The sequence below is a fragment of the Mucilaginibacter sp. Mucisp86 genome (assembly GCF_047324315.1).
GTDB lineage: Bacteria > Bacteroidota > Bacteroidia > Sphingobacteriales > Sphingobacteriaceae > Mucilaginibacter.
The window spans coordinates 4,855,546-4,869,131 of the sequence record NZ_CP168503.1; the positions used below are offsets into that span (position 1 = coordinate 4,855,546).

The 13,586-nt window shown below is 42.2% G+C and carries 8 protein-coding genes; 5 read left to right on the top strand and 3 right to left on the bottom strand.

What is annotated here, in order from left to right:
* Positions 1–51: 51 nt before the first annotated feature.
* A complete protein-coding gene (locus tag ACEN9X_RS20560; protein WP_413666911.1) occupies positions 52–1,887 on the bottom strand; it encodes a hypothetical protein in 1,836 nt (611 codons plus the stop codon).
* A gap of 9 nt (positions 1,888–1,896) precedes the next feature.
* Positions 1,897–2,601, bottom strand: coding sequence for a hypothetical protein (locus ACEN9X_RS20565; RefSeq protein WP_413666912.1), 705 nt, complete (start codon positions 2,599–2,601; stop codon positions 1,897–1,899).
* A 170-nt stretch (positions 2,602–2,771) separates the two neighbouring features.
* Here ACEN9X_RS20565 and ACEN9X_RS20570 point away from each other — a divergent pair, with 170 nt between their 5' ends.
* Together ACEN9X_RS20570 and ACEN9X_RS20575 are read left to right on the top strand one after the other, a co-directional pair.
* Positions 2,772–3,572, top strand: a complete 801-nt coding sequence (locus tag ACEN9X_RS20570; RefSeq protein ID WP_413666913.1) for a helix-turn-helix domain-containing protein — start codon at positions 2,772–2,774, stop codon at positions 3,570–3,572.
* 69 nt (positions 3,573–3,641) lie between these two features.
* A complete protein-coding gene (locus ACEN9X_RS20575) occupies positions 3,642–6,098 on the top strand; it encodes a TonB-dependent receptor domain-containing protein (protein WP_413666914.1) in 2,457 nt (818 codons plus the stop codon).
* Positions 6,099–6,133: 35 nt separating this feature from the next.
* Here ACEN9X_RS20575 and ACEN9X_RS20580 read toward each other — a convergent pair whose 3' ends face one another.
* Positions 6,134–6,724 (bottom strand): RNA polymerase sigma factor, encoded by a 591-nt coding sequence (locus tag ACEN9X_RS20580; protein WP_413666915.1) that lies wholly within the window; start codon positions 6,722–6,724, stop codon positions 6,134–6,136.
* A gap of 139 nt (positions 6,725–6,863) precedes the next feature.
* On the opposite strand from ACEN9X_RS20580, the gene ACEN9X_RS20585 reads away from it, so the two are divergent.
* The 3 genes from ACEN9X_RS20585 (at position 6,864) to ACEN9X_RS20595 (ending at position 13,123) form a co-directional block, all read left to right on the top strand.
* The gene (locus ACEN9X_RS20585) at positions 6,864–8,033 is read left to right on the top strand and encodes a FecR family protein (RefSeq protein ID WP_413666916.1); all 1,170 of its coding nucleotides are present in this window, start codon (positions 6,864–6,866) and stop codon (positions 8,031–8,033) included.
* A gap of 138 nt (positions 8,034–8,171) precedes the next feature.
* Positions 8,172–11,594 carry a TonB-dependent receptor gene (locus ACEN9X_RS20590; RefSeq protein ID WP_413666917.1) on the top strand — a complete coding sequence of 1,141 codons (3,423 nt, stop codon included), beginning with the start codon at positions 8,172–8,174 and terminating at the stop codon, positions 11,592–11,594.
* Between the two features lie 8 nt (positions 11,595–11,602).
* Positions 11,603–13,123, top strand: coding sequence for a RagB/SusD family nutrient uptake outer membrane protein (locus tag ACEN9X_RS20595; protein ID WP_413666918.1), 1,521 nt, complete (start codon positions 11,603–11,605; stop codon positions 13,121–13,123).
* Positions 13,124–13,586 lie beyond the last annotated feature (463 nt).

Below are 13,586 nucleotides of genomic sequence, written 5' to 3' on the forward strand. Positions count from 1 at the left end.
AAAGCGAAAGAGGAGTGCAGGCACTCCTCTTTCGCTTTTTTGCCCTCATTTTTAATTGAAAGCTTTTGAAATCGACTTGCAATTAAAATTGCGAAAGCTAAAAATGCGGTTCACATTTTTATAAGTGAAGTTTTGTTCGTTAAACCCGCTGTACTGTTCAAGTTCAAAATTGGTTAATATTTCAGCAGCCGGATTAAAAGTTGGCATATTCAGGTATTGGGAAAAGTCCGGAAGTACAAAGCTGTTGCAATTACCTGCCGATGGTGAATAGAGTTCAACATTTAAATTGCCACCGGCATGTACATTTAAAAAGCTGGCGTGGTAATAATCAAATTTCCCCGAGCAAGTCGATGAAAAATTCGTAAGGTTATTGCCGCTTACACTAAATGATGCATCAAAACCAGGTGCCTGATCGGGGATGGTTTTGCCTGTCAAAACAAAGGAGTATTGAAACTGCCCGATTGTGTAACCGGTATAAATATCGTACTCCGGAAATGTTTCCCTCGGATAATAAATGTCGCCGCTATTGGCAATAGTGCTCATGGTATAAAATCTGTAGCCTTGTGCATAATCAGTATCGGGTTTAGCATTGATACTGTAAAAGAAGTAATTTCCGGGCGCTGTAACATGCTTTACGAGCGGTGTTTGCGTTAACTGATGCAGGTCTACATCTAAATCGGCTGTGCCTTTGGGTATCGTTAAAAAATTATAAGAATACTGGTTGTTGCTTAGCATTTGTACCCATAGCTTACTTCCCTCCTGGTATACGAGTTGCTGAAGATAGGCCGTGTCCGAAAGCTTGTTTATGTAACGATCAATAGTTGCCGTGCTCATAGCTATATTATCAAACACCGGAACATTTTTTAAATGAGGTTTAAGAATTGTAAAGTTTTTTTGAGGAAGCCCTTGAGTAATGTTAGTATAAACACTTCCTTTTTTTACCTGAAGGTATCCTGTTATGCTCGGGTTAAAACCACTGATTATCGGATTAATTACAATGAAAAAGTTAAACCTATCCTGCTCAAAAGCGGTTAAGGACGACAATTTGAAGGTTGAGGTACCATTTATATATTTTACTGCATTAAGTACTTTGCCGTTTTGGTCTGTAGCTATGAAATAAACATTGCTGTTTATAAAATAATAATCATTGGTATTGATATTCAGCGTTAAAAGTGTGCTTGAGCTGGCGTTAACGCTGTTATACGCAAAGGGAGTGAAAATTACCTGCAATGTGCCATTATTATGCTGTACCCCAAGGTTATATTGGTTCAGCGTAATTGTTGATAGCCTTTTGGTTACGGTTTGCCCGGTTGCGTTATCGCTAAAAGTAACTGCACCGGCAATACCACCTTTAACATACAGGTAGTAATAGCCATTGATAAGTGCAAATTTAAATGGCGATGTTATTGAATCTGCCTTAAACGAAGGTGTGTTATTGGCTGCAACCAGGTTTTTATTGATAGTAATGAGTGCATCATTTGTGGTGCCGGTTAATGAAGCAGTCTGTTTTTGGGCAAGCGTTAACCGGGTAATTTGGGCATTAAAACGTATAAACGTATCGGCTACGCTCGTTTGGTTTTTTGACGATAGATAGATGTTATAAGTTCCTTTGGGTAAGTCCTTAGTGTAGGTACTTAACTGTGTTAAATCTATACTATCTTTTACAGTTGAGGATACTGTGTTATTTGAATTCAAAAGTTCAAACTTGAATAATCCTTTTCCGCCAAAAACATTAACCCAGGTGCTGTTTACAAATGAAGGGCAGTTAACGCTTTGAATAGAGATTTGGGGTTCATCTACATTTTGAGGGGCGTTATCCTGGCTTTTTTTACAACTGTTCAGGATCAGCGTTAATCCGGCAAAAAGTGGCAGTAAATATTTTTTCATGTGATAAGGCTAATTAATGCGGATTTTGGTTGATGAAGTTATGTTGAAAGGGTATGATTTAATCGATAGCTCCCCATACGAATTGGATACAGGAATGAGATCGTACTGGTTCATTGCCCTAACAGTGAGGTCTTTCATGTATTGATAGCCATTGCTTAAGCTAAAAGTTATTGTGCCGCTCGTCGCGTCCCTGGCATATAAAAAGTAATAACCATTAGCCTTCCCCAAATTATACGTTGTTTGGTTGCCCAATTTAAAGGTTGGTGTTACTGTGCTGTCAATCAGTTTAGTGCTGATTGTAATTACGGCATCTGTTGTTGTTGCCGCCAGATCTATGGTTTCATCTTTATTGATAGGCACATGATCTGCTTTTGATGTAAACCTTATAAAAGTATCAACTGCTGCTGTACTTTGGGTATTAAGTGTAACATCATAGGTACCGACAACTACCTGTTGCTTATACGAGGCCACATCTTTTAAATTTACAGTAGTTGATATTGACGAGAGTGTTACAGAGTCACTGTTTTGTGGCGTTAATTTTAATGTCGCTGAGCCACCCAAAACCTGCTGCCAATTACTTGGTGGCAATACTAAGTAGTTAGGATGTAGTGATACCGTTACTAATTTTTGGGGTGCCGGATTTACTGAATGTTCTTTTGTGCAGCCCGTAAATAATGCGAATAGTATAAAAAAAATGGGTATTGTTTTTTTCACTGTGAAAGGTTTAGCGGTTTTGAATTTAAAAATAAGAAAAAATATTAGTTATGGTCATTGAACTGAAATTTTTAAGAGTAGGCTGGAGGTTTATCATATAGTCAATATTCCAGGTTTTGTATTACAAATTCGCTTATAGCTGTAATTATGATGCTTATCTTTGAGCAGATATGAGCATATTACCGGTTAAATCAAAGATCAGTGCCGATCAGGTATTGAAGATCAGTCCTTTTAAAGAGGTGATAAAGCCTACGGTGCCTCATAAACATGCCGGCTACTTTGAGCTGATTGTTTTGAGCGACGGCGCGGGAGAGCATCTGATAGATGATATCGTTTACGAAGTAAGCCATCCGGTGATTTTTTTTCTTAAGCCCGGGCAAACACATTGCTGGGATTTTACGCGCATACCTAAAGGATTTGTATTGCTTTTTAAAGAGGAATTATTGTCGGCTGATCTTCTGCCTATCATTTACCAGCTGAATACGCAGATCTATCTTTCCGGTGATTCCGGGTATCTATCGCTGTTAACTTTATTTAATGAAGAATATCGCCGCGGAGCGGATGTTAAGATTTTAACGGCCTATCTGCGTTTATTGCTCGAAAAAACAGATGCACTTGCAAGGCAAGCACCACGACCACCGGCCCATGCTTTGTACTATAAGTTTAAGAGCCTCTTGTATACCAATAGTATCCGTTTAACCAGGGTACAGGAATATGCCGATACGCTTGGCATATCCTCCAACAGGCTTAACCTGATTTGCCGGGAGGCTTGTGGAAAAAGCCCGTCAGCCATGCTCAACGAACGTCTGCTGCTGGAAGCAAAAACGTTGCTCGCCTCAACCAATGGATCGATAAAGGAGATAGCGCATACCCTTCAGTTCACCGATACTTCTCACTTTGTTAAGTTTTTTAAGGCGGCTACCAACCTGACACCCGGCGTTTACCGCGACCTGCTCATTGCTAAAGGTTAAATATACCGTATATCGAGGCAATAGTACCGTATTGCGGCAGCCACCCTCTTTAATTTTACAGCAGTAAATATGAAAAAACTGCTGCTGCTTATCGTACTGCTTTGTTACACAATTTTTCTTTCTGCGCAAACCGCCCGAATTAGGGGGCGGGTAATCGACGGCCAGACCCTGCGGCCTGTAGCGTATGCAAGTGTAGCAGTATTTCGTTTGAGCGATTCTGTTTTGGTTGCAGGAACACTTTCCCGAACCAACGGAGGCTTTGAAATTGATAAGATTAGGGCAGGGGCTTATCGTTTAAAAATAGCTTTTATAGGTTATCATGATGTCATCAAAACGGACCTCAGGTTAAATGAAGAACAGCAACTCAATCTGGGCGATTTTAAATTGCAACCGGCAAATACACAACTGAATGAAGTGAGTGTAAAAGGAAAGCAGGCGAACGCCGTTAACAAGATAGATAAACAGGTTTACCGGGCAGGGCAGTTTGAAGCGGCCAAAGGAGGGTCGGCTATTGATGTGATCAAAAATTTGCCCTCAGTATCAGTTAACGGAGAGGGCAACATCAGCATGCGCGGATCTGAAAGCTTTATGATACTCGTAAACGGCAAACCCGTTATTACCGACGCACAAACTGTATTATCACAAATACCGGCCAATTCAGTTGAGAATATCGAGGTGCTGACGTCGCCCTCGGCCAAATATGATCCCGACGGACGGGGAGGGATGCTCAATATCATCACAAAAAAAGGAGCCATAGATGGCGTAACTTTAACAGTGAATGCCCAGGGCGGCCTACCCAGTACCGGCGATTTCGGGAATACGCGCGAGCCTGTACGTTTTGGCAGCGACATTACGCTAAACTACAGGAAAGGTAAATGGGATGCATCTGTTAGCGGCAATTATAACCGGAACGATAACGCCGGTTACCGCGAAGGAGATGTTTATACCAAAAACTTTGCTGCAGGTACCATCACGAGGTTTCCGTCGGCAGGCGAACGTAGTTTTAAAAAATATAATTATGCTGGCCGGGCTTCCATCAGCTTTACGCCAAATGCCGCTGATGCCTTTTCGGGTGGCCTGTTCCTGGGGCACCGCTACCAGGACCGCGTAGCCGATTTGCTGTATCATAATACCACATCAAATTTGGGCAACAATGCGCTGATTAAAAATACTACCTATTATAACTCAAACCTGCAAACCAAGGAGGGCAGTTTTGCATTGGCCAATTTTGATTACACCCATACTTTTGGCGATAAGTCTACACTGGCTGCCGGGGTGGTTTACGAACATGCCGATCTGTACGGAAATACCAAAAACCGTAACCTGTATTATCCAAACACTGCTGATACTATTCAATATGTTTACAATCCTTACAAAAGGCCCATTACCGGTTATCGTTTCAGGCTTGATCATAGTGTACCAATAGGTAAAGGCAAACTGGAAAGCGGCTACCAGCTGCGCTATGATACGCAGGATGGGCAGTTTGATTATTTGGTAACACCGCCAGCTTCGCAACCTGATGCAAACAAATTTCAGGGTAGTTTGCATGCAAAAAATATTATCAACTCGGTTTACAGTCAGTATACCGGTAAATCGGGCAAATGGGAGTACAATGCTGGTCTGCGCTACGAATACGCCACACGGTTAGTGAACCTTTCATATGATGCGAACCCTCACCGGCTTAACCTGTCCAATTTGTTTCCATCTGCACTGCTGCAATACAGCCTGAATAACAATTGGAAACTGAAGGCTGATTACAGTAAACGAATTAACCGTACCACCAACCTGGAGCTGAACCCCATACCCGAACGTGAGCACTCGGAGACGCTTGAGGAAGGCGACCCCGATTTGCTTCCCGAATTTATCGATCAGGCTGAGCTGGGGATAACCCATAGTTTTAGTGCCGGTTCTTTTTTTGTTACGGGCTATTATCAGCATATTAAAAATCCAATCCAACGCCTTAACAGTGTTTATGCAGATACCATTCTGAACCGTGTTTATACCAATGCAGGTTCGGCCAACCAGATTGGTGCTGAAATGGGTACTAATCTTCAGCTAAAAAAATGGTGGAACCTATATGTAGGGGGCAATGCCTTTAACTATCACATCAGCGGGGATATCCGTATCCTCGGTGAGCCAGTTACTATAAACAACCGCCGCTGGGCTTACACATTGAACATGAACACGGCTTTTCAATTAAGTAAAACCTGGAGTGCACAAGCTAACATAAATTATCTATCCAAACGCCCAACCGCACAAGGGGAGGACTCGCAATATTTTATTCCAAATACTTCGGTGAAGAAAACGTTCATGAATGGCAGGTTGTCGGCATCTTTACTATGGCAAAATATGGGCATATTTAATTCGGCCAGGCAGCGCATTACCACTTCGGGTGTTGATTTTTATACTACCACCAATTATATCTACGAAACCAACGTGTTGTTGATCAATCTTAGCTTCAATCTCAATCGTTTTGTGAGTAAACTAAAATTACCGGGCAGCGAGTTGAATGACCGCGAGTTTTAGTTAGGCGGCTACCACCTCATTTGTAGGTGGCTGCTTTAGTGACGAAAAAGAAGCAAACGGAAAAAAATAACGGCTGTAGAAGTATATTTTAAACAACTTCTCAGGTGTTTCAATGCTACCGTGATCTGATTTTCGACGGTACGTTTAGAAACGCCAAAGCTGTCGGCTATTTCCTGGTTCGACAGGTTTTTTACCCGGCTTAAATAAAAGATCTCCTGGCAGCGTTTTGGCAGCTGTATCAAATATTGCTGTAATTCCTGTTGTAGTTCCTGTTCAATTAAATGGTCTTCGCCTTCGTTGTTATGAAAAGGTTCGTTTTCCGGATGGGAGTCACCTAAAACTAAGGTGAGGGGTTTTGCAGCCCGCATACGGTTATATACCTGGTAACGTGCGGCCGTAAGCATGAACGTAGGGAATGACTCTATTTCAAGCGTTTGGCGCCTGTTCCAGATATTTAGAAAAATATCATGTACCAGTTCTTCGCTTGTTTCCTGGTTTTTGAGGTAACCCTTGGCCAGTTTATACAACCTTACCCAATACCTGTCAAACAGGGCAGTAAATGCCACCTCGTCGTTATTACGTACGGCATTCCACAACTCGGCATCTGTTAAGGACGTGTAAAGCATATAATTGGTTAGGTAAATGTATAAAAAGAGGCGCTAATTTTTAAAATTTTAAAGAAAGTGACAGAAAGTTCAAAAAAGTATGTGTGTACTGTGGTAGAATCTACACTTACCTTTTGTAAACCTCAGATCATAATATTTAATGATAAGCAAAGAAGAGTTTTTGGCGCTATACCAAAAGTATCTCGATGGTGAATGTTCTCCTGCCGAGAAAGAATTGCTGGCTGCATACCGTGACGATATGCAACTGCCCGATGACGTATGGACGGAGGATGATACCGACCCTCTGGAGGTACGCACACGGATCTGGCAAAAGCTAAGTGAAAGCAGGCAGGAAACCACTGTTTTAATGCCTAAGCGTACCAGCTACAGGTGGTTGTGGGCTGCTGCTGCACTGGTCGGTATAGCGGTGCTTGCAGGTTTACTTTTCATGCAGCCTGCTAAAACGAATAATATAGCCGATGTCGTCAGTTCAAAAAACGGAACTAAAATACTACCCGGAAGTAATAAGGCTTACCTCACATTGGCAAACGGCAATAAGATAGTGCTTGACGACGCGAAAAACGGTCAGCTGGCAGCAGGGGCGGGTGTAAAAGTAAGCAAGGCCGCCAACGGTTTAGTGGTTTATAAATTTGACAGAAAGCCAAACGAACAGGGGCAGGCAGCCATCCCCCAAATCAATACCATAACCACACCGCGGGGGGGCCAATACCAGGTAGTGTTGGAAGATGGCACCAAAGTACAGCTCAATGCAGCGTCGTCAATCAAATTCCCTGAGTATTTTACAGGGGCCAACCGCGAAATTGAATTAAACGGTGAGGCGTATTTTGAGGTAGCCAAAGATAAAGCCCACCCATTTATTGTTAAGGCTAATGGTACGCAGGTGCAGGTATTCGGCACCCATTTCAATATTAATGCTTATACCGATAATCCCGACATAACCACCACCTTGCTTGAAGGTTCGGTTAAAATGAGTAAAGGCAGTGCTGCTGTGATGCTTTTACCCGGACAGGAGGGAACCGTAAGTCAAAACGGCTCATCGATAAAAGTACAAAAGGCCGATGTAGAAGCCAATATGGCCTGGATAAACGGCTTTTTTATATTTCATGATCAAAGCATAATAAATATAATGAAGCAGGTAAGCCGCTGGTATGACGTGGATATTGAATATCAGGACACCCAGGTTCAGGAAAATGAATTTGGCGGCACCATATCAAAATATAAAGATATTAAAGAATTGCTTGATAATATCAAGCTTACCGGTAGTATCCACTATAAAATTGAAGGAAGGAGGGTTATCATTATGAAGTAACCTCATACTTATATAATGCTATCCCCAAAAAGAAGTAACCAGGAGCGTTCGCACCGCCCCTGGTTCAATGCTACGGGTAGCAATCAGGTCAGTTAACGATCATTTTTCTCACAACCAGTTATTTAACCTAACATTCAAATGTACAAAAATTCTACTGCATTAAAGCGCGGGCAGATACCCCGTGCCGTATCAAAATTATTTCTGATCATGAAATTGTCGTTCTTTTTGTGTCTGGTTTCGATACTTCAGGTAAGTGCCTCAACCACTTTTGCACAAAAGATTAGCCTTAATAAAAATAACGCTTCGCTTGTGGAAACGCTGAAAGATATCCACAGGCAAAGCGGATACAGCGTGTTATACAATTCCAAAATGCTGAAAAAGGCCCAGCCTGTAAATGTCGACCTTAAAGATGCCGGGTTGGAAGAAGCATTGCAGCAATGCTTCCGTGATCAGCCTTTTAGTTATGTAATTAATAATACCACTATTGTAGTTACACCCAAACCCGCCGAAAAGAAACCGGTACAGGCAATAACCATCACCGGTACGGTAAAAGATCAGAAAGGTGTGTCTTTACCGGGTGTTACAGTAAAGGTTAAGGGCACCAACACAGGCGTACAAACCAATATTGATGGTAATTATACCGTTACCGTAAATGACAATAATGCGGTATTGGTATTCAGCTTTGTGGGTTTTGTTAGCCAGGAGGTACCGGTAGGTAATCAAACCAAAATTGATGTAACGCTTAAAGAGCAAACATCTGCACTTAATGAAATTGTAGTGGTTGGTTACGGTACGCAAAAGAAAGCGAACCTTACAGGTGCGGTATCATCGGTATCCGGCGAAACATTGAATAAGCGCCCTGTTGTTAATACGGCTTCTATGCTCGAAGGCCTGGCACCAGGTGTTCAGATCAACACAGGTTCGGGCGAGCCGGGAAATGAGGCTGTATCTATCCGTATTCGTGGTAACAGTACATTCAGTGGTGCTGGTTCCGATCCGTTAGTGTTGATTGATGGTGTTCCCGGGAACTTCAGCGATCTTAACCCAACTGATATCGATAATGTATCAGTTTTGAAAGACGCCGCATCCGCATCTATATATGGTTCAAGGGCAGCTAATGGCGTTGTATTGGTAACAACCAAACAGGGTAAAGCCGGGCAAATGTCTGTTACTTATGATGGTAATTTAGGATACAACAGCCCGACCAAGATGTTTAAACTGGTGACCAACTCGGCTCAATATATGGAGATGTTTAACCAGGCGCGCATCAATAGCGGAACAACAGACCCGGGGTCGCTTTATCCGCAAGACCAGATCGATCTGTACCGTAATGCCACAGACAGGGTAAAGTATCCTAATACCGATTGGCTAAGCCTGATATTCAGAACTGCTGTAACACAAAATCATAACCTGACATTTAGCGGCGGTACAGAGAAAACTACCTATAATGTATCATTTGGCTATGTTAACCAGGATGGTATTGAAAGAGGCTTCGATTATAAACGATATAGCGGACGTATCAACTTAACTTCAAAGATCAATGATCATATAAAATTTGGTACCAACGTATTGTTAAAATCAGGTACCAGGGGTGCTGTAGCCGGTAACCCTTCGTCGCCAACACAATGGGACGGCTCTTCAATGGATCTCTTCCTTTCAGCTATGTCTCAGGCGCCAACGTATGGCCCTTACTTATCTGATGGCAGCGGAAGGTATACCTATAAGGCTTATGATTTTGAATACAATAATAAAAACCCTATAGCTGTACTTGATCAAAACTTCAGAAGGGTTACTAATGATTATGCTGTAAACGCCCAGGGTTGGTTTGAGGTTCAGTTTACTAAAGACATTTCATGGTATACCAAAGGTGCGGTGAACTTTAACATGGACAAGTACAAAGATTTTAAAGCCACGCTTGACGAGTATAACTTCAGGACAAATCAATTTGCAACATCTCTTGACCTCGGTAAAGGTTTAACGGACCAGGACGAGCAAACCGTATATACCAACCTGTTCAGCTACCTGAACTATGCGCACAACTTTCATGGTCATAACATTAAAGCGCAATTTGGTTACAGCATTGAACAAAGTAAATATCAATACCTATCAGGATATCGTAAAAACTTTGCCGACCTGGATCTGCAGGAGTTAAACGCAGGCGGTTCTGACATTCAAAACGCAAACGGAACCAGTAATCAATGGGCCTTGATGTCTTATTTCGGTCGTGTAAATTACGATTATAAAGGGCGTTATCTTTTAGAGGGCAATATTCGTGATGACGGAAGTTCAAAATTTGCCGGTAAAAATAAATGGGGGGTATTCCCATCGTTTTCAGCGGGCTGGCGCGTTACCGAAGAGCCTGTTGTAAAAGCCATGAATTTAACCTGGCTGGATAATTTTAAAGTAAGAGGTTCATGGGGGCAACTGGGCAATCAAAATATAGTTATGAATGGCTATGGAGCCAACTATCCATATCAGGCCTTATTGAATTTCACCGGCAACTACTCCTTTGACAACTCGACATTGGTAACCGGTGTAGCCCAGCAGAATCTGAACAATCCGGCTATTAAATGGGAAACCACTACCATGACCGATGTTGGTTTGGATATTACGGTTTTCAAAAATTTCAACTTAACTGCTGATTGGTATAATAAAACAACATCTGACATTTTAAGGCAGGCGCAGGTTACTGCCGCTGTTGGCCTAAGTGCCCCAACTATTAATGATGGTTCGGTTAATAACAGGGGTATTGAGCTCGGGGTATCATACAATAATGTAATAACCGATGGCGCTTTAAGAGGTTTGGCTTTTAACGTGGGTGCAAACGTTGATCATAACCGCAACAAGTTGGTAAAATTTGGTCAGACAGAAATTGGCGACTATACTATAAACCAAAATGGGCTGCCATGGAACTCGTTCTACATGCTGCAGGTTGTTGGGATATTCCAGTCGGCACAAGAGGTAGCCAATTCTCCAAAGCAATTTTCTGACTCTACTCTGCCAGGAGATTTAAAATATAAAGACGTAAACGGTGACGGTAAAATAGATCAGAATGACAAAACTGTAATTGGCGGTGTTTATCCTAAATTAAATTACTCATTTAACTTATCAGCCAGCTTTAAGGGCTTTGATTTGTCGGCCATGATGCAGGGCGTTTACGGCGTTAAATCTTATGTGTCAGGATGGGGTACCATCCCATTTGTACAAGGCTCGTCACCAACTACCGATTGGTTAAATGCCTGGACACCTGAGCACCCTTCAACCACTATGCCACGTCTTTATTTTGGCCAAAGCGCACCTGATAAAATTGGTCGCAGGTCATCATACTTCCTGCAGGATGCATCGTATTTGAGGCTTAAAAACCTTGTGTTTGGTTATACTCTGCCTTCGCAACTTACCAAAAAAGTAGGTATCAACCGGTTAAGGGTTTATTTCGCAGGCGATAACCTGTTAACCATAACCAAATTTAAAGGTCTTGATCCTGAACGTTATGGCAGCGGCGACCAGGTGCAATATCCGCAAAATAAAATCTACTCTTTTGGTTTGAACGTTTCCTTTTAATTAGCCACATGAAAAATCGAATTATATTAACCATCATATTAATTACATCGCTGTTTTTAGGCGCATGTAAAAAGGCGCTTGATCTTAACCCTAACGATCAGATTGCCACTTCAACATTCTATAAAACGAAGGCCGATTTTGACGCGGCTTTGGCAGCTGTTTACGCCTCGCTTCAAACCGAAGAATTTTCTTACGGTATGGGCTTTAGGGACGGGTTTACCGATAATGGCTATAACCAATTCAATTCGGGTGCAGCTAAAGATTTTGTGCAAGGTAACTTTAACCCTACCACCGGTGGTTACGAAACCGCTATTTATAACGATAGTTATGTGGGTATTACAAGGGTAAACCTTTTTCTGCAAAATTTAGGTAACTACAAAGGCTCCGATATTTCTGACAGCCAGCGTAAAATTTATGAAGGCGAAGTAAGGTTTATCCGCGCCTTTCTTTATTTTCAGTTATATAGCATTTACGGCGATGTTCCATTGGTAACACAACCACTTGATTTGAGTAATCAAAAACAACCTAAAGTGCCTGCGGCGCAGGTACTTGCCCAAATCACTGCCGATCTGGATTATGGTATTGCTAACTTGAGCACCAATGCTTATTACGCCAATGGTGGTCATGCGGCCGCGTCATCTGCAAAAGCGCTAAAAGCAAGGGTTTTATTGTTTGCCGCATTTGGAAGCACCGGCACCCCTGATGCTACCATGCTCACCCAGGTAAGGGACCTTTGTTTGGATTTAATGGGCCAGTACAAACTAAGCACCAATTTTGAGGATATTTTCAGGGATGCTACCCAGAAAAACAATACCGAGATCATGTTTTCGGTTAACTTTTTGGCGCCAAACAACACAGCCCCATGGGATATGTATTATGGTGACTGGGATGCCTGTGCACCAATGCAAAATATGGTAGACGCCTATGAGTGTACTGATGGACAGCCATATGGTACTTCGCCACTAACTGATACCAAAAATCAGTTCAAAAACCGCGATCCAAGGTTGGCCAAAACAGTATATGCCGATTCGGTATATTTTGGCCCCGGCAAGGTTCACCATCCTTCAAACCTGAGGCCTACAGGCTACGGAATTATCAAATTCCTCGAACCTAATAACATACCTTACGGCTTTTCAACGCTTAGTCAGCAGGATGCAGTTATTTTACGTTTAGGCGAGGTAATGCTGATGTATGCAGAAGCGCAAAATGAAATTTCAGGGCCGGACGCAACAGTTTATAAAGCAATGGCCGATTTGCGCGCACGCGTAAACATGCCTGCTTATCCGGCCGGATATACCAAAGACCAGATGCGCGCACGTATCAGGCACGAGCGCCGCGTTGAGCTTGCTTTTGAAGGCCTGCGCCATTACGACCTGTTAAGGTGGCACATTGCAGGGCCGGTACTTAACGCTGTGGTATCTTCCCTTATCAATTATCATTTTGAGGATAAGTTTTACCATTGGCCGCTTCCGCAAACCGAAATTGACAAGAGCGGCGGGGTACTTATTCAGAACCCGGATTATAAATAGTTAGGCAAATTATATTGGAGTTGAAATAATCCTTTGTAACTGAACTGTATATAACCCCAAACAACAATAGGCTGCCTTTTTTAGGAAGCCTATTGTTGTTTTTGTTATGGTATCAGTTTATACTTTCTGGTTATTCCGCGCTTCGCTTATTGTAATTTCCTTGTTCTTTTTAGTTTAGAAATGGTTTAATTAAAGATTAAATCCGCATATTTGCGCATCTGAGACTTCCTAAGTCTCATTGTGATAAGGTTTAGGAAAAAGTCCCGGCGGCGAGCGCTTTGGGGCTTTTGTTTTTTTACGCTTTTTCTTTTGATTGCTGGAAATGAAGTAGGTATACTGCGTTTATTGCTTAGTATGGCTTCAGGAGATAGTTCATAAAAAAAGCCATGCTCCTGTTGAAGCATGGCCGCAATATTAGTTATTTAATACCCCTATTAAAATAACTTATGCCTCAAAGTTAAAT

Coding starts and splice junctions, on each gene's coding strand:
- ACEN9X_RS20560 (WP_413666911.1), bottom strand. CDS start 1,887: ATGAAAAAATATTTACTGCCACTTTTTGCCGGATTAACGCTGATCCTG.
- ACEN9X_RS20570 (WP_413666913.1), top strand. CDS start 2,772: ATGAGCATATTACCGGTTAAATCAAAGATCAGTGCCGATCAGGTATTG.
- ACEN9X_RS20575 (WP_413666914.1), top strand. CDS start 3,642: ATGAAAAAACTGCTGCTGCTTATCGTACTGCTTTGTTACACAATTTTT.
- ACEN9X_RS20580 (WP_413666915.1), bottom strand. CDS start 6,724: ATGCTTTACACGTCCTTAACAGATGCCGAGTTGTGGAATGCCGTACGT.
- ACEN9X_RS20585 (WP_413666916.1), top strand. CDS start 6,864: ATGATAAGCAAAGAAGAGTTTTTGGCGCTATACCAAAAGTATCTCGAT.
- ACEN9X_RS20590 (WP_413666917.1), top strand. CDS start 8,172: ATGTACAAAAATTCTACTGCATTAAAGCGCGGGCAGATACCCCGTGCC.
- ACEN9X_RS20595 (WP_413666918.1), top strand. CDS start 11,603: ATGAAAAATCGAATTATATTAACCATCATATTAATTACATCGCTGTTT.